The sequence below is a fragment of the Sphingomonas sp. genome, from assembly GCF_017304615.1.
GTDB lineage: Bacteria > Pseudomonadota > Alphaproteobacteria > Sphingomonadales > Sphingomonadaceae > Sphingomonas.
This window is the reverse complement of the sequence record NZ_JAFKLZ010000003.1, coordinates 150,414-167,807: the sequence shown is the minus strand read 5'-3', so window position 1 is coordinate 167,807 and position 17,394 is coordinate 150,414. Positions and strand designations below refer to the sequence as shown.

Sequence of the window (17,394 nt, the reverse complement as noted above, 5' to 3'; positions counted from 1 at the left end):
CGCGTCAGTTGATCCGGTATTTGGGATTGGCGCCGGGCGGCACGTCGAGCCACCATGTGGTCGCTGGACGCTTCATCGGGCGTGGCGGGATGCGGAACGGTTCCGGCATCAAAGGCGGTGAGGCGGGCGTCATGTCGCGAAACTCCCGGCCAGGCTGCCCATCATCATCGCCCAGCCATCGACCAGCACGAACAGGAGCAGCTTGAACGGCATCGAAATGATCGTCGGCGACATCATCATCATGCCGAGCGACATGAGGACCGTCGCGACCACCAGGTCGATGACGATGAAAGGCAGGAAGATCAGGAAGCCGATCTGGAACGCGGTCTTCAGCTCGCTGGTGATGAAGGCGGGCAGCAACACCGAATAGGGCACGTCGACCGAATTCTTGTACGGCCCCGACTTCGCCATCTGCGCGAACATCGTCAGGTCCTTGACCCGCGTCTGCTTGATCATGAACGCATGCAGCGGCGCGCCGGCGCGGCTGATCAGTTCGGTGCCCTGGATCTGGCCGGCGGCATAGGGCTGGATCGCCTGTGTGTTGATCTGGTTGATCGTCGGCGCCATCACGAAGAAGCTGAGCATCAGCGACAGCCCGATCAGCACCTGGTTCGGCGGCGTCTGTTGCAGGCCGAGCGCCTGGCGAAGCAGCGACAGCACGATGATGATCCGCGTGAAGCTGGTCATCATCAGCAGCAGACCCGGCAGGATCGTCAGCAGCCCCATGATGATGAGGACTTGGAGGCTCAGCGACAGCGGCGCGTTGCCCGCTTTGTTGGTCGCGGCGGCGGCGCCGGGGCCGCTCAACTGGCCGAGCGCGCGATCGACCGCGTCGCCGACGCCGGGTGTGGCGATCGGGGCGGGAGCGGCAACGGTCGGCTGCGCCGGGGCAGACTGCGCGAAGGCAGGCGCGGCGACGACGAACAGCGCGATTACGGCGAGCGCAATCAGCACCCATTTCCCGTATCCCAGCGAAAGCGGGGATCCAGCGCCACGAGCGACATTGCCCGAGGCTCCTGGGCTCCCGCCTGCGCGGGAGCACTGGGTATTTTTGAAGAGCGAAGGCCCTTCCACGTTCAGGCGGCGAACCTGGGTCACAGGCTACCGCCCTTGTCGATCAACGTGACCCCGCCGCGCGCGACCGAGACGAGTAGTTTCTTGCCCTCGAACTCGATCACCGCGAGGCGAAGCCCCGGCGACAGCACCATCGTTTCCTGGACGTTGATCAGGCGCGAGGCCTGCTGCTTGTTCAGCCGCCCCTCGAGCTTTCGCCACGCGTACAGGCAACCGATCATGAGGCCGCAGACGAGCGGCAGCAGCACGACCAGCTTGAGGATGTAGCTCCAGAGCATCAGCCGCGCTTTTCGGGCGAGACCAGTTCGGTCAGGCGCACGCCGAAGCGTTCGCCCACCGTGACGACTTCGCCGCGGCCGATCAGCGTGCCGTTGACGAACACGTCGAGCAATTCGTTGGCCGCGCGATCGAGTTCGATGACCGAGCTTTCGCCGAGCGCGAGCAATTCGCGCAGCGTCAGCCGCGTCTGGCCGATCTCCACCGTCAGCTTGACGTCGACGTCCTGCAGCAGCCGGAAATTGGCCGCCATGTTGGCGTCGACCGGAAAAGTACCGGACATGTCGGTCATGCGAGTTCCTCAGGGTTGAGAGAAAGATGATTGAGCCGGATCGCGGCGCGGCCGTTCGAGGTGCCGACCGTGCCGGTGCCGAGCCGTCCGCGGGCGACCATCACGGGCACGTCGGCGGCGACGGTGATCGGGATCACGTCGCCTTCCTTGAGCTCCATGAGTTTCGCGAGGCTGATGACGGGCTCGGCGAGGACCGAGCGGACCGGAAAGGTCACGGTCATCATCGCGCGGGCCAGGCCGTTCTGCCACGCCGGATCGGGCGCCGCGCCCAGCACCTTGCCGGTTAGCGACGGCGCATAGGGCTTCAGCGCCTGGACCGGATAGACGATGTCGACAAATACGGGCTTGTGCGTGCCCTTGGCGATGCCGAAGCGAGTCAGCACCACCGGATCGTCGCCGTCGATCCCGGATACCATCGCGGCATCGGCGACGACCCGGCCGGGCGCAAAACCGATCTTGGCCAGCGGCTCCCAGGCAGAGGCCATCGGTTCGGCGATCATGCGGCCGATCCGCTGATACATCGCTTCCGCCGCCGGCGAGAATTCGGCCGGCATGTCGTGCGGCGCGGCGCCGGTACCGCCGAAGAAAAGGTCAAGTAGTTCGAGCGCGAACTTGCCGTCGATGATCAGCAAGGTCTGGCCCGTCCCCGGGCTCATCGCCATCGGCATCCAGCCGGTCAGGACCTCTGGCCGCTCCACGCGGTAATCCGCGAAACGCTGAACCAATAAAGGTTCGGCCCAGATACGCAGTTCGTGCCGCAGCAGCGGCTCGAACACGCCGCGCAAGCTGCGCGCGAGCCGCGCGGACAGATGCTGCAGCGTGTGGAGATCGCCGAACGGGTTGAGATTCGCGCCACCCAATGCCGCGGCGTGCGTCGCGCCTTCGCGCGGCCGCTCGCGGCGGTCGGTGCCCGCTTCGTCGACGGACATGGTTGGCGTCTCGTTAACCATGTCTCACTGAACAACGAAACTGGTAAAGTAAACGTTACTAATCCCGCCAAAACCTTCCTTCTGCTTCAGCGTCGCGTTGATCGCGGCGGTCAGCCGCTTGGCGAGTTTGTCCTTGCCCTGGCTGGTGAAGACCTCGTCCTCGGTCGCGTCGCCGAGCGCCATCAGGATCGCGGAGCGCACCGCGATCTCGTTGGTCTTCACATTCTCGATGACCGTCTCTTCGTACGGCGTCGATAGTGCGATGCCTACCTGGACGTAATGGACGCTGTCCTGGAGGTTGGAGGTGAACTCCTTGTCCATCGCGTAATAGTTCGACGCATATTTGTCGCCGCCGACGCCGGGAGGGGGCGCCTTGCCGGCACCGCCGCCTTCGCCTTCCTTGCCGCCCTCGCCGCCACCGCCGCGCTTCTGCTCGGACTTGGGCACCAGCTTGTAGCCGGCTTCCTCGGCCGGGGTCTTGGCGTGGCTGCCGCCGCCAAGATAGCCGAGCGCGTAGGCGCCGCCCGCGCCGCCGCCCAGCACGGTCACCGCGCCAAGTGTCATGATCAGCTTGCCTTTGCCCTTTTTCTTTTTGGGCGCGGCGTCGGTTGCGGCTTCGGTCTCGTCACTCATTACTGATCCCCCGGTTAAGCGATGCGGCCGTCATCGGCGGCCTGCTTGTCGTCGGCCCGCACGTCGGCGAGGCGATTGGTGGTCGGTCGGGCACGGTCGGTCTGCGACTGCGAGCGCTGATCGCCCTGCCCGCTCAGATCGACGCTGGTGCCCGACAGGCGGATGCCGCGCGCTTCGGCGGCGGCGGAAAGCTGTGGCGTCGCATCCACCAGCATCGTCCGCGTGCTCGGCTGCTCGGCGGTGAACCGCACGCTGATCGCGCCGTCGGTGTGGGTGCGCAGCGCAATGTCCACGCGGCCCAACGCTTCGGGCTTCAAGCGGATCGACGCGTCGTTGGCGTTGGCGTTGTCCCGCAGCGCCTCGATGTGATCGATCATCTTCTGCGGCCAGTCCTGACGCCCCATGTCGAGCATCTGGCGCTGCGTATCGGCCATCGGCGCGACCGAGAGCGCAGTAGTCGGCTGCGACAATGGCGTGGCGACGGACGCCAGCGTTGAAATCTTATTGTCGTCGCGATCGCTGCGATCCGCCGTCATCGACAGCGCGAACAGCGCGGGCAGCACGGCGGCGGACGTCGCGGGCGCCGCGCTGGTGGCTATCTCGGGGATTCGCAGCTGAAGCGGCGGCAGCTTGATCGGCTGGGGCGACGCGTCGGGCGGAGCGGCCGGCGCAACCTCAGGCTGCGTCAGCATCTTGGGCTTCACGACATCGACGTCGCAAATGCCCTGCGGTTCGACCGGTAGCGGCTTCACTTCGGGCGCAACAGTTGCGGTCAGCACCGCCGGCGCACCGTCCGGAACCGCTTCGGGTGTCACCGGCGGCGAGGCGATCGCGGTGACCAGCGGCGTTGGCACAGGTGTCGGCGCAGGCAACACGATCGCCGGCCCGCCCAACAGCCAGGCGAGCGCAGGGTCTGTGCTTTTGTCCTTATCCGGCAATTCCTTGCCGGTCGCGGCATCGTCTTGCCACTTTTCCTCGTCGGCGGGCGCCTTGATCTTGGGCTTGAACTGCTTGTCGTTCATCACTTGGCAGAACCCACCCTGGTTCGACGAACCGGGCGCGTTAACCGAGGGCGGCGCAGCCTTGGTAGGCAGCGCGACGGAGCTGGCGGCAGACATGGTCAGATCGGTCATGGTACCCCTTCGGCGGGACCTGCACTGCCCCGCACGAGGTGATCAGCAAGGATCGTGCCGAATTTTCCGAACGGGCGGCGCGGCTTCGAGCGCGCGGATCGCCTTGAGCGCCGCTTCGGCGTCGGCGCGGACCATCAGTTTCTCGATCGCGCTCTGGTCGCGGCGCGCTTCACGCGTGGCGTCGGCGGCGCGTTCGGCGGCGCGTTCGGCGTCGATCAACCGCGCCTGGGCCATCTCCGCCGAGGCGTGCAACCGCGAGCGGAAATGCGCGGCGGCGACCAGGGAGAAGCCGTTGCCTTCGGTCGGCGCGGGGGCAACGTTTTCGGCCAGCCGCGCGATGCGGTCCGCGAGGTCGGCTTCGCTCGCGCGCTTGTCCTGCGCAGCCGCCTCCGCAACGCGAGTCATGTTGAGCTGGAGCGTGCGGACGCGCAGCAGGCGTTCGAGTTGCTTCTTACTGGCCATGATCGCCGAACACGCCGATCAGTTCGGCGACGGCGTCGTCCATCGACACCACGCTGTCGGCGTCCTGGCGGATATATTCCATCACCGCCGGATGGCACGCGATCGCCGCGTCGATTTCCGGGTCGGCCCCGCCACGATACGCGCCCATCAGGACGAGATCGCGATTTTCCTCATAGGTCGCGAGATGGCGACGCAGCACGCGCGCCGCGGCGACGTGTTCCGCCCCGACGATGTCGGTCATCACCCGGCTGACCGAGGGGCCGAGATCGATCGCGGGATAGACGCCGCGTTCCGCAAGCTGGCGCGACAGGACGATATGCCCGTCGAGGATCGACCGCGCGCTGTCGACGACGGGGTCGTTGCCGTCGTCGCCATCGGCAAGCACGGTATAGATGGCGGTGATCGATCCGCCGGACTTCACGTCGACGCCCGCGCGTTCGATGAGGTTGGGCAGCATCGCGATCGCGCTGGGCGGATAGCCGCGCGCGGACGCCGGTTCGCCGAGCGCCAGCCCGATCTCACGCCCCGCATGCGCGACGCGAGTCAGCGAATCCATGATGAGCAGGACCTTCTTGCCCTCGGCGCGGAAGCCCTCGGCGATGGCCGTGGCGCGAAGAGCGCCGCGGATACGCAGGACGGGCGAATGGTTGGCCGGAACGGCGACCACGACCGACCGTGTCCGGGCTTCCCCGGCGACCTTGGTCTCGAGGAAGTCGGCGACTTCTCGGCTGCGTTCGCCGATCAGGCCGATCACGACCACGTCGGCTTGCGCCGCGCGCACGATCATGCCGAGAAGCACGGACTTGCCGACGCCCGATCCGGCCATGATGCCGACCCGCTGGCCCTGGCCGATCGTGAGCAGCCCGTTGATGGCGCGTACCCCGACATCCATAGGCTGAAGCACACGCCCACGGTCGAGCGGTCCCTGCAGCTTGCCGGCGAGCGGCCAGTGCTTCGCGCCGCGGATCGGACCGAGCCCATCGATCGGCTTGCCAGCCCCATCGACCACGCGCCCAAGCAGCGCCGAACCCACTTCGGCAGCACCCGGCGCACCGATCGGGCGGACCGATGAATGCGGAAGCAGTGCGGCCGGGCCGCCCAGATTCATCAGCAGCGTTCGGCCGTTACGAAAACCGATCACCTCGGCCTCGACCTTGGCGCCGTTCGCCGCGCCGACCTGGCACACCGTGCCGACCGGAAGATTGAGTCCTACCGCCTCCATCAGCAACCCGTCGAACGACGCCAGTCGCCCCGAAATCCTGGGCGCGGGCGCGAGATCGGGGAGGCCGAGATTTTCGAGATAATCGGCGGTGAAGCGGTTGAGCATCAGCCGGGCAAGCCCACGCGATCGATCTCCTGCGCGAGCTGTTCGAGCCATTGATCGGGACCGTCCTCAACGATGGTCGATGACGATTCGAGCACGAAATGCCCGCGTGCGACATGCGGATCGGCAACCGCGAAGACGTGGTCGGGCAATTTTCCCTCTACCAGCGGCATGTCGTCCGGGTTCATCCGGAGCAAAGCCGATTCGGCGTCGTCACCGATCATCCCGGCAGCGCTTACGACGCGGCGGGTCAGCAGGTCACCTTCGACCCCCGCTTCGCCGATCATCTTGGTCACCAGAAGCATCACCGTCGACCGCAGGTGCGCGGCGAGCCGCTCACGGTCGATCCGGCGATCGTCGGCGATCGCCCTGACCAATCCGTCCAACAAATTCTGGTCACGCTCGCCCAGACGTCCGCCATTGGCGAGCGCGGCGGCGAGTCCCTCCTCATAACCCTGAGTCCGCGCCGCTTCGACCGGATCGACGAACCCGGTCGGTTGCTGCCCGGCGTCGAACGGATCCCACCCCTCGGTCGGGTTCGCATCGGTATCGGCGGGCGAAAAATGGCGCGGCTGCGCGGGGTCGCCCGGCGGCGTCGGGGTGATGTCGCGCGGGGCGAACGCCACGCCCTTCGACGCATAAGCCTGGCGCAGCGCAGCGCCGGCGGCGTCGCGGCGACCGGCAAAGCCCGCGACGAATCCCGAGGCAACTGCGTCAGACATAATCGTCGTCGCCACCCATCATGATCGTGCCGTCCTTCGCAAGCGCGCGCGCCTGCTGGATGATGATCTTCTGCGCATCGAGCACTTCGGACAGCTTCATCGGTCCGCGCGCTTCCATCTCGTCGCGGATACCGTCGGCGGCGCGCGCCGACATGCAGCCGAGGAACCGGTTGCGGATGTCCTCATCGACACCCTTCAGCGCGCGAGTCAGCACGTCACTGTCGATATTGCGGATCAGCGTGCCGAGGTTCTTGTCGTCCATGTCGAGCAGGTTCTCGAACACAAACAGGGCCTCCTCGATCGCCTTGGCGACGTCGCGGTCGATCTTGAACAGCTTCGGCATGACGCGCTGCTCGGTGGCCTTGCGCGCGCCCGACAGGATCTTCGCCGCTTCGCGCGTACCGCCCAGCGTGACACCCGCCGATTGTGTCCCGCCGCCGCTGCGGCCGGCGAGCATCGTGCGCAGCGTCTCCACCGCTTCGGGCGTGATCGGGCCCAGCCGCGCGACGCGATGCAGGATGTCGGGCTGCGCCGCATCGGGCAGCAGTTCGAGCACCTGGCCCGCGACCGCCGGGTCGAGATTGGCAATGACCACGGCGGCGATCTGCGGATGTTCCTTTTCGATCATCGCCGCGATCTCGCCCGCCTCCATCCAGTCGAGCAGGTCGATCTGGCACGCAGCCTCCGGCGGAGTGATGCGCGCGAGCACGCTGTCGGCCTTTTCCTGGCCAAGCGCCTTGGTCATCACATTCTCGATGATCGGTTTCGGGTCGAAGCCGATCGCGGTGCGCTCCCGCGCGCGATCGACGAAATCGTCGAGCACGTCGCCGACCTGTTCCTCGCCGACATCGGCGACGGCGAACATCGCCTTGCCAAGCTGACGCACTTCCTCCGGATCGAGCTTCTGGAGGATGGCCGCAGCCTCCTCCTCGCCGACCAGCATCATCAGCACAGCGGCGCGTTCGACGCCGGTATAGGAGCGAAAGGGCGCGTTCATCAGCGTGCGTCCGCCTTGATCATGTCGCGGACCGCAAGCGCGGCGCGCGTCGGGTTGTCGCGAGTGAAGCCGCGGACGTTGCCGAGCCGCTGGTCGAAATTCTGTCCGCCTTCGAGCTGGTCGAGGCCGACCGGGCCGGCCACGCCGCCGCCCAGGGCAGGCGCGCCGATGCCGAGCGCGGCGAGGTCGCGATTGCCACGGCTCGCCTCGTCGCGTTTCTTGAGCAGCGCCTTGGCCAGCGGACGAACCCCGAGGATCAGCACCAGCAAGGCGATGACAATCGCGGTGACGTTGCGGACAACCGTCGCGAACCAGCTGCTTTCGTAGAAGGCCGGGCCGCTCGCCGTCGCCGTGCTTGGCGCGAACTTGCGGCTGATGACCGTCACCTGGTCGTTGCGGGCAGCGTCGGCGCCGACCGCCGACCGGACGAGGTCGGTGATCTGCTGCAACTCGACCGGCGAGCGCGGCTTCGATCCTTCGACGTCGCGCAGGACCACCGCCACCGACAGGCGCTTGAGGCCGCCGGGAGCATTGCGGGTGACCGAGACTTCCTTGCCCAGGTCATAGGCGCGAGCATATTCGTCGGACGCCTTGGAGGTCTCGGGCAAGCCACCGCCGGTCGCCGGGGGCGTCGCACCCGGGGTCGGGGTAGCGCCCGGCGCAGGGGCAGCAGCAGCGGGCTGCGCTTGTGGCGTCGTCACCGTAGTCGGCGCGGGCGGCGTGTTCGACAGCGCGCCGGGGATGCCCCGCGGCGGCGGCGAGGTCGATGCGCCGTCCTTGCTGGTCCAATTGCCCTGTTCGGCGCGCAAGCTACCGGCCTTGTCATAGCTTTCACGCGTCGAGCTGGTGTCGTCGAGATTGACGTCCGCCGACACCTCTGCGGTGAAGTTGCCCGCGCCAACCAGCGGCGTCAGCAGCGTGGTGAGCTGGTCGCGATATTTCTGCTCGACCTGGTTCTGGAAGCGGATGCGCGCGTCGTTGGCGCTGCCCGCGCCGTCGGGCTTCGACAGCAGCGCGCCCATCTGGTCGACGATCGTCACGCCTTCGGGCTTCATTCCCGGCACTGACGAGGCGACGAGGTTGACGATCGAGGAAACCTGCGCGTCGGACAGCGAGCGGCCGCCGACCAGCTTCAGCACGACGCTGGCGGTCGGCGACGCATTGTCGCGGACGAACACCGTGTTTTCGGGTACCGCGAGGTGGACGCGCGCTTCGGCGACCGCATCGATGTCCTCGATCGAGCGGGCGAGTTCGGTCTCGCGCGCCTGGCGCAGGCGTTCGCCCTCCACCGCGCGGCTGGTGCCCATCGGCAGATTGTCGAGGATCGCATAGCCCGCTGGCGCCGATTTGGGCAGGCCCTGCCCGGCCAGCAGCAGCCGCGCCTTCGAATAATCGCTTTCGGCGACAGTCACGGAATCGGTCGAATCGTCGAGCCGCCCGGTGATGCCGCCCGCCTTCAGCGCGTTGATGACCGCCGATTTGTCGCTGTCGGGCAAGCCCGAGAACAACGTCTTCTGCGTCGGCGTCGAAAGCATGAACCAGGCGAGCGCGGCGGAGGCGATCAGCCCGACCATCAGGATCATCGGCAAGCTGCGGCGGACCGCCGGCTGCGCCAGCATCCCGTTCAGCTGCCTCACCGGATTGGCGAAGGGTTCGATGCCCGTATCGGGCAAGGGTGTGAGTTGTGTGGCCATGATCGATTACACCGGCATGCTCATGATGTCCTTGTAGGCGGACAACAGTTTGTTCCTGACCTGCAACGTCGCTTCGAAGCTCACCGACGCCTGCTGGCGGGCGAGCATCACCTTGGCGATGTCGATCGTTTCGCCGCGTTCGTAGGACGCGGATAGGTCGGCGGCCTGGTTCTGGCTTTCGTTCACGTTGCGAAGCGCCGTCGTCAGCGAATCCGCGAATGTAGCTGGGCCCGTCGATGCGGGCGCGCCGACCCCGGCCTGAGCGTTGACCTTCGCCAGCGCCTGGTTGCGTTCCAGGATCTGCGCGCGCAGCGCCATCACCCGGTCGACGCTCATCGCGCCGTCGATCCCCCCAATGCCGCTCATGCCGACATCCTCGTGCTGCGGGCGAAGTCCTCACCCTGTTCGCGCGCCTTGGCGAGGCGATAACGGAGCGTGCGCTCCGAAATGCCGAGCCGCCGTGCGGTTTCGATCCGGCTGCCGCCGCACGCGGCGAGCGTTTCGCGGATCGCGTGGAATTCGCTGAACTGGACGACGTTCGCCAGTGTCTCGCCGGTTGCGGCCGCGCGCGCCGGGACGGCGTCGGCCTGCGGCGTCGGACGGCGATCGAAGATGATGTGGCTGGCCGAGATAGTATCGCCGGCGGCGAACAGCATCGCGCGCTGAACGACGTTTTCGAGTTCGCGGACGTTGCCGGGCCAGTCGTGCGCCATCAGCGCCTCGACCGCGCTCGCGTCGGGCCACGGCACGACCGAGCGCGTGCCGGCATGGCGCAGGATCATCGCGGCGGTCAGCGCCGGAATATCCTGCGGCCGTTCGGCGAGCGGGCGCGTGGTCAGCGGGAAGACCGACAGGCGGTAGTAGAGGTCTGCGCGGAAACGGCCGGCGGCGACTTCCTCCGCCAGATCGCGATTGGCGCAGGCGATAATGCGGACGTCGACCGGGATTGCCTGGGTCGCGCCGATCGGAATGACCTCGCGCTCCTGGAGCACGCGGAGCAATTTGGCCTGGAGGCCCAGCGGCATCTCGGCGATTTCATCGAGCAGCAGCGTGCCGCCATCGGCCGCACGGAAGAAGCCGTCGCCGCTGCCGCTTGCGCCGGTGAAAGACCCCTTCTGGTGGCCGAACAGCATCGCTTCGAGCATGGTTTCGGGCAAGGCGGCGCAGTTGATCGCGACGAAGGGCTGGTCGGCGCGCGGGCTGGCGCGGTGGATCGTGCGGGCAAGCACTTCCTTGCCGGTGCCGGTCGGGCCGTTGATGAGGACGGTGATGTCGGCGCCGGCGACGCGTTCCGCCAGCGTGAACAGGGCAAGGCTTTCAGGGTCGGCGGCGGTCGGGGCTTCGGGTCCGGCGACATGCGCGTGGACGAAGGCGTTGCCGATCGCGGCGTCCTGAGCGCCGAAAGCGATCCGCGCCGGCTGCCCGTCACCGCCCCGCGTGAAGCCGCGTCCCTGATCGGCGATCACCAGCGTGCGCGTGGCGATCGGTGCGGTCTCGCCGTCCATCACGAGGAAGCTGTCGGTCGCGACCGGGCGAGCGCCGTCCGCAGCGACGCTCAGCCCCTGGGCCTTGAGCGATGAGACGAGCGCATATTTCTGCCTGACGAGCGCGGCGGACGGATGGATCGAACGCATGTATTCCCCCTTCGAGAGAGGGAATGCCGCAAACATAGTAAACGACCGGTTAAGCACGTTGCCGGAAGCGGCAAGAAATTTCCGGCGGCGGGACGCGCACGCGCGCGCACGCCCCCGCGTGGAAGGGGAGGACGGCATCGAGCGGCAGGGCCAGGTCGGCCCGGCGCGTGATCTACGCGGCCCCAAATAAAATTACTTAATCCACGAACCAACCTGCCGTTTCTTCTTGCGACGGCTCGGTTCCCCGGTGGGGGGCAGCGGGGACGTCAGAGCAAATGGAGACGACCAATGACCGTTATCGGAACCAATATCGCAGCGCTCCGCGCTGGCGCCGCGTCGAACAGCGCGGACGTCATGCTGGGCACGGCGATGCAGCGCCTGTCGACCGGCAAGCGCATCAACTCGGCCAAGGACGACGCGGCCGGTCTGGCGATCTCGTCCTCAATGGGCGCGCAGATCCGCTCGATGAACCAGGCGATCCGCAACGCCAATGACGGCATGTCGATGGCGCAGACCGCTGACGGCGCGCTGGGCGAAATCAGCAACATGCTGCAGCGTATCCGCGAGCTGGCCACCCAGTCGGCTTCGGGCACCTATTCGACGACGGACCGCACCAACATGAACGCGGAAGTCACGGCGCTGAAGACCCAGATGACCAGCATCCTGACCAACACCACGTTCAACGGCGTGAACCTGTTCGACGGCACCGCGGGCACCGCGGGTTCGGTCAAGATCCAGACGGGCGTTGCCAGCGCCGACCAGGTGACCGTGTCCTATGCCAAGATCGACCTGGCCGCGCTCGGCCTGACGGCGACGGCGGTCGACACCGCCGCCAATGCCGGCACGGCGATGGGCGCCGTCGACACCGCGCTGACCACGCTGAACACCTCGCGAGCCGCTTTCGGTGCCGCGCAGAGCCAGCTGCAGTCGGTGGTCAACAACGTCACGACCAACGTCACCAACCTGAGCGACGCGCGTAGCCGCATCGAAGACGCCGACTTCTCGGCCGAATCGACCAACCTCGCGAAGGCGCAGATCCTGAGCCAGGCGTCGACCGCGATGCTCGCCCAGGCGAACCAGAACTCGCAGACCGTCCTCAAGCTGCTCCAGTAATCCGAGCAGCCGGAGTACGGCTCCGGCATCCTGCCCCCCTTCAAACAGGGTGCTGGGGCCGAACAGGGAACCCCGGTGGTCGCAAGACCGCCGGGGTTTTTCTATTGGCCGCAGCAGCGATTTGGTTCGCGCTAAAGCGTGTTCGGCCGAGGGCCGGCTGCGCCGCGACGGACTCCCGCGCGACGATACCCCGGCGCTCTCTCAGTCACGCCAATAATCGCCGCGCAGGCCGCCGTCGAAAGCGGCCCGAGCTAAGGCAGCAGCGTTTGAAATCTGAAGCCCAAACCGCACGGGCAAGGATCGTTGCGGCCAAGTTTTTCGACCAGTTCCTTGTCGCCATGGACGAAGCGCATGCCGCGCTTCACCCGCGTTTCGGACGGATAGCCCTTACGGCGCTTGGAAGTGCGCTCGAAAGCAGGGCAGGTCGAACGGATTGCGATGGTTTGCCATTGCCGCCTCCTGTCGTTGTGGGGCGGCTGCGCGCTAGCACGTGGCAGGCGATACGCCTAGATCGCCCGCGACATCGCCTTTTTCAACCGCGCGTGCGCGGAGGCCTTGATCTGGCACACGCGAGCGGCGCCGACGTCGAGCACCTGCCCGATCTCCTCAAGGTTCAGTTCCTCGACATAATAGAGCTGGATGACCTGCGCCTCGCGTTCGGGCAGCGCAGCGATGGCGGCGATCAGCGTGTCGCGCAGGTCGCTTTCCGCGAGCTGTTCGAACGCGTCGGGATCGTCCGACATGAACCACGGACCGTCGTCGGTATAGACTTCGTCGAGCGAATCGAACCGCACGGCCTCCGCGCTCGCATAATCGGTGCGCAGTTTCTCGATCGTGACGCCCAGCTGCGCGGCGACTGCCGCGTCGGTCGGGGGGGTGCGGCCGACGGTGAGCATCGCGACGGTCTCCTGATATTGCTTGCGGCGGCGCATCGCCCCGCGGGTAAGGGTCGCCTGACGGCGCAACTGGTCGATCATGCTCCCACGCAGCCGGGTCGCGAGATATTGTTCGAAGGTAACTTGCCCGCGATCTTCGAAGCCATGGATCGCCTCGACCAAGGCGACGAGCCCGATCTGGACGAGATCCTCGACCTCGCAGACGCCGGATACGCTGCCATGGACATGCCACGCGATGCGGCGGACCAGCGGCGTGTGCTTACGGACCAGGGCTTCGACATCGCGCGCGCGCGCAGGACCGTAGGTGAGCGGCCCAGTGGCGAGCGGGATCGTTCGCGGACCGGCATCGGTCGGCTGGGCGTTGTCGAACGCCACCTTCATCGGCTCCGTGCTCATGCCGGGATCGCCTGGGGCGCCCCGATGACGGCGACGACTTCGACCGCCTTTTCCTCGGGCACTTCGAAGAACGACATGACCGGCGTGTCGGGCAGCACGGTCTTGACCAGCTTGCGAATCGCCTGGCGGATCGTGGGCTGGACGACGAGCGCGAACGGCTTGGCCTCTGCGACCAGCGGGGCCGCGGCATGTTGCAGCGCGTCGACGATGCGGCGGCCGAGATCGGGTTCGATCGTGTGGCGGCGCGACGGGTCCGAACGCACGGCCTGGCCGAGCAGCCCTTCGAGCTGCCCCTCCAGCGTCATCACGCGCAGCGGTTCGTGGACGCCGCAGAGTTTCTGGATGATGAGGCCGCCCAGCTCCGGCCGGATCGCCTCGATGATTTCCTCGGCATCGGCGGTCTTCTGCGCGGCGACCGCGATGGCGGACGCGATGCGGCGGAATTCCTTGAGCGGGATTCCCTCGGCGAGCAGACCTTTCAGCACCTGCGTCAACGTCGTCAGCGGCAACGGCTGGGGCGACAGCGCGGCGACAAGTTGCGGGCTGCGTTCCTTCAACCCGTCGAGCAGAGCCTGCACTTCGTCCGCGCCGAGCAGATCGGCGGCGTTGGCGCTCAATTGATGGTTTAGGTGGGTCGCCATGACTGTACCCGAGTCAACCACCAGATAGCCTTGCCCCGTCGCGGCGTCTGCGTCGCCCGACGAGATCCAGGTCGCCTCCAGCCCGAAGGTCGGGTCCTTGGTCTTCTTGCCGTGGAGGTCGCCGAACCCTTCGCCGGTGTTGAGCGCAAGCATGTCGTCGGCCGACGCCTGATCCTCGCCGACGACGACACCGCCGACCATGATGCGATAGGTATAGGGCGCAAGGTTGATGTCGTCGCGCACGCGAACCTGCGGCACGACGAAGCCGAGTTCCTTCGACAATTGGCGGCGGACCCCAGTGATGCGGCCCATCAGCGGCGCACCGCGACGCTCGTCGACCAGCGGCACCAGGCCGTACCCGATGTCGAGGTTGATCTGCATGCCATCGGACACTTCCTCCCAGCCGATCCTCGACGGGTCCGGCGCGGGTGCGGCGGGCGCGGGCGGCGGCGGACGCTTGGCGATCTGGCGCAGCTTCCATGCGGCGAACCCGGCGATCGCCGCAGCCGACAGGAGAACGAAGTGCGGCATGCCCGGAAGCACGCCGAGGATCCCGAGGATCCCGGCGACCGGGGTCCAGGTCCGCGCCGAGCCGAACTGACTGCCGATCTGGCCCGCCAGATCGTGGCTCGACGTGACACGGGTGACGATCGCAGCGGCGGCGATCGACAGCATCAGGCTGGGCAATTGCGCGACCAGCGCGTCGCCGATCGCGAGCAGGACGTAATTATGCGCGGCGTCGCTGAGCGACAGGCCGTGGCTGACTGGTCCGAGGATCAGGCCGCCGACGATATTGGCGAACAGGATCAGCAAGGCCGCTACCGCGTCGCCCTTCACGAACTTGGACGAACCGTCCATTGAGCCGTAGAAATCGGCTTCGGTCGAGACCTCGATGCGGCGCGCCTTCGCTTCTTCGGGCGTGATCAGGCCGGCGTTGAGATCGGCGTCGATCGCCATCTGCTTGCCGGGCAAGGCGTCGAGGGTGAAGCGCGCCGACACTTCGGACACGCGCCCCGCGCCCTTGGTCACGACGATGAGGTTGATGATCACCAGGATCGCGAACACGAAGATGCCGACGACGTAATCGCCGCCGATCAGGAAGGTGCCGAACGCTTCGATGACGTGTCCCGCCGCGCTCTCGCCTTCATGCCCGTGGACCAGGACAACACGCGTCGAAGCGACGTTGAGGCCGAGACGGAAGAGGGTGGCGAACAGCAACACGGTCGGGAAGGCTGAGAAATCGAGCGGCTTCTGCGCGTTCAGCGCGACCATCAGCACCGCGAGGCTGATCGCGATGTTAGTGACGAAGAATATGTCGAGCAACGCCGCCGGGATCGGCACGACCATGACGCAGACGAGCAGCAGGATCGCGAGCGGCAGCGCGGCATTGCGGGCGTTGCCGCCGAACAGCTTGTTCAGGGAAGTCACCTAGTTTAGCCCCCCATGCTCGCGAGCATCATGTACGCCAGCCGCGCGGTGTCGGGCGTCGGGCGAAGAAGATTGACCGAATTGACGGTCGCGGCCGGCATCGCACCGGCGGTGTTCGTTGGCGTGGCGCGAGCGAGCGCCGCCTTGGCCCAGGCCGCGGCGCTGTCATTGCTGTCGCCCGATCCGGTGATGACGGTCGCGTCGCCGAGATTGGTGATACCGGCGAGCATCGCGAAATTGGCCTTGGCCGTTTCGAAATCGCCGCCCGTGCGTGGGAAGGCGGGATTGGACCCTCTGTTCCCATCGAGCGCGTCGGAGGCGAGTCCGGTCGCGCCGACCTTCGCCGCGCCCTTGTCGAGCTTGGCGGCGAAGCGCTGGTAGATCTCGCCCAGGCTGCGGGCGTTGCCGCCCGCGTCGTAGAAGATGCTGCGGTTAGCGCGCGCGGCCGCCGGGAACATCGCCGCCCCCGACACATTCGGATTGACCTGCATCGTGCGCAGGAACGACCGCGCACCGCCCAGGCCCAGGAAATGCGCCATGTAGAGATCGGTGCCAGTCGCGCCCCGGCCCAGCGAGCTTTCGAGCGAATTCTTGTTGTCCGACGCGAATTCGGCCGCCATCGCGGCGGACACGTCGGGATTGTTGCGCAGGGACAGGATCGCGCTCTTCGTCGACGGGTCGCTCACCACCCAGCGATTGCCCGAGCGCGTGATCGCGTTCGATGCCCAGCCGAGACCATATTCGCTGCCGTGCTGCTTGATGACGCCGAGCCAGCTCTGGTCGATGAACTGATAGAGACCGGTCGCGGAGGAGGTGCCGGCGCGCGCCATCGGGTTCAGGCCGCTTTCGAGCTGCGCCTGGCCGAGCAGATAGTCGAAATCGATCCCCGTCGCCTGCGCCGCCTTCGCGATCGCCGACCGAACCGTACCGATATTCCCCGAGATTGCTTCGACGCCCATCGGCCCCTTGCTGGTTGCCCCACTTCGGGAGCACGTTCAGCAAGAGGTGTGCCAGTTTATCTAAAACCGTCATTCCCGCGAAAGCGGGAATCTCTCTCCGGGCCCGTCAAAAAGCCGAAAGGGGCGTGTTGGCGGAGGGCGGAGGAGCTGGATCCCCGCTTTCGCGGGGATGACGCGGCGGGTTAGGCGTAAGCCGCCACACCGCCGTTCGGGCGGTATCCGCCGACATCACCGGCAAGAAGTTGCAGCCTGCGGCGCACGTTTGCCGCCAGCAAGTTGACGTAGATGCGCGCGGTTTCGTTGAGCCGCTGCGCTTCTTCGGCAAGCTCGCGAACGCCGGGTTCCAGGCTACCGCCGTCGATCGCGGCCAGCGCGTCGATCGCGACCAGCTTGCGCTGCGTCGCGCGATCCAGCGCGTCGACATCGTTCGACTTCATCGCCGCGATTTCGGCGTGGAGCGCGTCGATCACGCTGATCAGGCCGTCACGCCGCGTCATCGGACATCCAGTTGTAGCGCAGCGCAAGCATCTGATCCGCTATGGTCGCGGGCAGGATCGGGAAGGTCCCGTTCGCGATGGCTTGCTTGATACGCGCTACGCGGTCCGTATCGACCGGCGGCTGCGAAGCGAGCTGACTCGCCAGTTGCGTTGTCGGCGACAGTTGCGGCTCGGCGGTTGCCACGGGTGCCACTTTCGGCGCCGCCGCCACGGGCGTGACGGGGGCGATGCGGAGATCGCTGGGCGTCGAGCCCTTCGGTCCAATCGGATCGACCATAGTCCACCTTGACGTTA

Annotated in this window: 20 protein-coding genes; 1 reads left to right on the top strand and 19 read right to left on the bottom strand. The window is 66.8% G+C overall.

From position 1 onward, the window contains the following. Positions 1-4: 4 nt before the first annotated feature. The 14 genes from J0J06_RS13425 to J0J06_RS13360 all read right to left on the bottom strand — a co-directional run bounded on the left by J0J06_RS13425 (position 5) and on the right by J0J06_RS13360 (position 11,170). Positions 5-133, bottom strand: a complete 129-nt coding sequence (locus J0J06_RS13425) for a hypothetical protein (RefSeq protein WP_294042832.1) — start codon at positions 131-133, stop codon at positions 5-7. Beyond that, positions 130-954: a flagellar type III secretion system pore protein FliP gene (gene fliP, locus J0J06_RS13420; RefSeq protein WP_294042830.1), complete on the bottom strand. Its 825-nt coding sequence runs from the start codon at positions 952-954 to the stop codon at positions 130-132. The genes J0J06_RS13425 and fliP overlap by 4 nt, the downstream gene beginning before the upstream one ends. Before the next feature lie 140 nt (positions 955-1,094). Then, positions 1,095-1,352, bottom strand: coding sequence for a flagellar biosynthetic protein FliO (locus J0J06_RS13415; RefSeq protein WP_294042828.1), 258 nt, complete (start codon positions 1,350-1,352; stop codon positions 1,095-1,097). Next, complete coding sequence (gene fliN / locus J0J06_RS13410) at positions 1,352-1,642, bottom strand: flagellar motor switch protein FliN (protein WP_146573251.1); 291 nt, start codon at positions 1,640-1,642, stop codon at positions 1,352-1,354. The genes J0J06_RS13415 and fliN overlap by 1 nt, the downstream gene beginning before the upstream one ends. Continuing rightward, a complete protein-coding gene (locus J0J06_RS13405; RefSeq protein ID WP_294042826.1) occupies positions 1,639-2,571 on the bottom strand; it encodes a flagellar motor switch protein FliM in 933 nt (310 codons plus the stop codon). Before J0J06_RS13405 ends, fliN begins: the two co-directional genes overlap by 4 nt. Before the next feature lie 24 nt (positions 2,572-2,595). Further along, positions 2,596-3,204, bottom strand: coding sequence for a flagellar basal body-associated FliL family protein (locus J0J06_RS13400; RefSeq protein WP_294042824.1), 609 nt, complete (start codon positions 3,202-3,204; stop codon positions 2,596-2,598). A gap of 14 nt (positions 3,205-3,218) precedes the next feature. Beyond that, positions 3,219-4,337 carry a flagellar hook-length control protein FliK gene (locus J0J06_RS13395; protein WP_294042822.1) on the bottom strand — a complete coding sequence of 373 codons (1,119 nt, stop codon included), beginning with the start codon at positions 4,335-4,337 and terminating at the stop codon, positions 3,219-3,221. Positions 4,338-4,379: 42 nt separating this feature from the next. Then, on the bottom strand, positions 4,380-4,799 hold the full coding sequence (locus tag J0J06_RS13390) for a hypothetical protein (RefSeq protein ID WP_294042821.1): 420 nt from the start codon (positions 4,797-4,799) through the stop codon (positions 4,380-4,382). After that, positions 4,789-6,126 (bottom strand): FliI/YscN family ATPase, encoded by a 1,338-nt coding sequence (locus J0J06_RS13385; protein ID WP_294043368.1) that lies wholly within the window; start codon positions 6,124-6,126, stop codon positions 4,789-4,791. The genes J0J06_RS13390 and J0J06_RS13385 overlap by 11 nt, the downstream gene beginning before the upstream one ends. After that, positions 6,126-6,845, bottom strand: coding sequence for a flagellar biosynthesis protein FliH (locus tag J0J06_RS13380; protein ID WP_294042819.1), 720 nt, complete (start codon positions 6,843-6,845; stop codon positions 6,126-6,128). Before J0J06_RS13380 ends, J0J06_RS13385 begins: the two co-directional genes overlap by 1 nt. After that, positions 6,838-7,842, bottom strand: a complete 1,005-nt coding sequence (gene fliG / locus J0J06_RS13375) for a flagellar motor switch protein FliG (protein ID WP_294042817.1) — start codon at positions 7,840-7,842, stop codon at positions 6,838-6,840. The genes J0J06_RS13380 and fliG overlap by 8 nt, the downstream gene beginning before the upstream one ends. After that, entirely contained in the window at positions 7,842-9,536 is a 1,695-nt protein-coding gene (gene fliF, locus J0J06_RS13370; protein ID WP_294042814.1) for a flagellar basal-body MS-ring/collar protein FliF, read from the bottom strand. The genes fliG and fliF overlap by 1 nt, the downstream gene beginning before the upstream one ends. A 6-nt stretch (positions 9,537-9,542) precedes the next feature. Then, entirely contained in the window at positions 9,543-9,902 is a 360-nt protein-coding gene (fliE, locus tag J0J06_RS13365; protein WP_294042812.1) for a flagellar hook-basal body complex protein FliE, read from the bottom strand. Next, positions 9,899-11,170 carry a sigma 54-interacting transcriptional regulator gene (locus J0J06_RS13360; RefSeq protein WP_294042810.1) on the bottom strand — a complete coding sequence of 424 codons (1,272 nt, stop codon included), beginning with the start codon at positions 11,168-11,170 and terminating at the stop codon, positions 9,899-9,901. The genes fliE and J0J06_RS13360 overlap by 4 nt, the downstream gene beginning before the upstream one ends. 288 nt (positions 11,171-11,458) lie before the next feature. Between J0J06_RS13360 and J0J06_RS13355 the strand changes: the two genes are divergently transcribed. Further along, a complete protein-coding gene (locus J0J06_RS13355; RefSeq protein ID WP_294042808.1) occupies positions 11,459-12,283 on the top strand; it encodes a flagellin in 825 nt (274 codons plus the stop codon). 506 nt (positions 12,284-12,789) lie between these two features. On the opposite strand, the gene J0J06_RS13350 is transcribed toward J0J06_RS13355, so the two are convergent. The 5 genes from J0J06_RS13350 to flgM all read right to left on the bottom strand — a co-directional run bounded on the left by J0J06_RS13350 (position 12,790) and on the right by flgM (position 17,377). Next, positions 12,790-13,575 carry a sigma-70 family RNA polymerase sigma factor gene (locus J0J06_RS13350; RefSeq protein ID WP_294042806.1) on the bottom strand — a complete coding sequence of 262 codons (786 nt, stop codon included), beginning with the start codon at positions 13,573-13,575 and terminating at the stop codon, positions 12,790-12,792. Further along, positions 13,572-15,635 (bottom strand): flagellar biosynthesis protein FlhA, encoded by a 2,064-nt coding sequence (gene flhA, locus J0J06_RS13345; RefSeq protein WP_294043366.1) that lies wholly within the window; start codon positions 15,633-15,635, stop codon positions 13,572-13,574. The genes J0J06_RS13350 and flhA overlap by 4 nt, the downstream gene beginning before the upstream one ends. A 14-nt stretch (positions 15,636-15,649) precedes the next feature. Continuing rightward, positions 15,650-16,603, bottom strand: a complete 954-nt coding sequence (locus tag J0J06_RS13340) for a lytic transglycosylase domain-containing protein (RefSeq protein ID WP_294042804.1) — start codon at positions 16,601-16,603, stop codon at positions 15,650-15,652. A 182-nt stretch (positions 16,604-16,785) separates the two neighbouring features. Beyond that, positions 16,786-17,100 carry a flagellar protein FlgN gene (locus J0J06_RS13335; RefSeq protein WP_294042802.1) on the bottom strand — a complete coding sequence of 105 codons (315 nt, stop codon included), beginning with the start codon at positions 17,098-17,100 and terminating at the stop codon, positions 16,786-16,788. Then, the gene (flgM, locus tag J0J06_RS13330; RefSeq protein ID WP_294042800.1) at positions 17,087-17,377 is read right to left on the bottom strand and encodes a flagellar biosynthesis anti-sigma factor FlgM; all 291 of its coding nucleotides are present in this window, start codon (positions 17,375-17,377) and stop codon (positions 17,087-17,089) included. The genes J0J06_RS13335 and flgM overlap by 14 nt, the downstream gene beginning before the upstream one ends. Positions 17,378-17,394 lie beyond the last annotated feature (17 nt).

Excerpts from the sequence above, each read along its gene's own strand:
- J0J06_RS13400 (WP_294042824.1), bottom strand. The coding sequence starts at position 3,204 with ATGAGTGACGAGACCGAAGCCGCAACCGACGCCGCGCCCAAAAAGAAA.
- J0J06_RS13380 (WP_294042819.1), bottom strand. The coding sequence starts at position 6,845 with ATGTCTGACGCAGTTGCCTCGGGATTCGTCGCGGGCTTTGCCGGTCGC.
- fliE (WP_294042812.1), bottom strand. The coding sequence starts at position 9,902 with ATGAGCGGCATTGGGGGGATCGACGGCGCGATGAGCGTCGACCGGGTG.
- J0J06_RS13390 (WP_294042821.1), bottom strand. The coding sequence starts at position 4,799 with ATGGCCAGTAAGAAGCAACTCGAACGCCTGCTGCGCGTCCGCACGCTC.
- J0J06_RS13335 (WP_294042802.1), bottom strand. The coding sequence starts at position 17,100 with ATGACGCGGCGTGACGGCCTGATCAGCGTGATCGACGCGCTCCACGCC.
- J0J06_RS13350 (WP_294042806.1), bottom strand. The coding sequence starts at position 13,575 with ATGAGCACGGAGCCGATGAAGGTGGCGTTCGACAACGCCCAGCCGACC.
- J0J06_RS13355 (WP_294042808.1), top strand. The coding sequence starts at position 11,459 with ATGACCGTTATCGGAACCAATATCGCAGCGCTCCGCGCTGGCGCCGCG.
- fliN (WP_146573251.1), bottom strand. The coding sequence starts at position 1,642 with ATGACCGACATGTCCGGTACTTTTCCGGTCGACGCCAACATGGCGGCC.
- fliG (WP_294042817.1), bottom strand. The coding sequence starts at position 7,842 with ATGAACGCGCCCTTTCGCTCCTATACCGGCGTCGAACGCGCCGCTGTG.
- J0J06_RS13405 (WP_294042826.1), bottom strand. The coding sequence starts at position 2,571 with ATGTCCGTCGACGAAGCGGGCACCGACCGCCGCGAGCGGCCGCGCGAA.
- fliF (WP_294042814.1), bottom strand. The coding sequence starts at position 9,536 with ATGGCCACACAACTCACACCCTTGCCCGATACGGGCATCGAACCCTTC.
- J0J06_RS13360 (WP_294042810.1), bottom strand. The coding sequence starts at position 11,170 with ATGCGTTCGATCCATCCGTCCGCCGCGCTCGTCAGGCAGAAATATGCG.
- J0J06_RS13415 (WP_294042828.1), bottom strand. The coding sequence starts at position 1,352 with ATGCTCTGGAGCTACATCCTCAAGCTGGTCGTGCTGCTGCCGCTCGTC.
- flgM (WP_294042800.1), bottom strand. The coding sequence starts at position 17,377 with ATGGTCGATCCGATTGGACCGAAGGGCTCGACGCCCAGCGATCTCCGC.
- J0J06_RS13395 (WP_294042822.1), bottom strand. The coding sequence starts at position 4,337 with ATGACCGATCTGACCATGTCTGCCGCCAGCTCCGTCGCGCTGCCTACC.
- J0J06_RS13425 (WP_294042832.1), bottom strand. The coding sequence starts at position 133 with ATGACGCCCGCCTCACCGCCTTTGATGCCGGAACCGTTCCGCATCCCG.
- J0J06_RS13340 (WP_294042804.1), bottom strand. The coding sequence starts at position 16,603 with ATGGGCGTCGAAGCAATCTCGGGGAATATCGGTACGGTTCGGTCGGCG.
- J0J06_RS13385 (WP_294043368.1), bottom strand. The coding sequence starts at position 6,126 with ATGCTCAACCGCTTCACCGCCGATTATCTCGAAAATCTCGGCCTCCCC.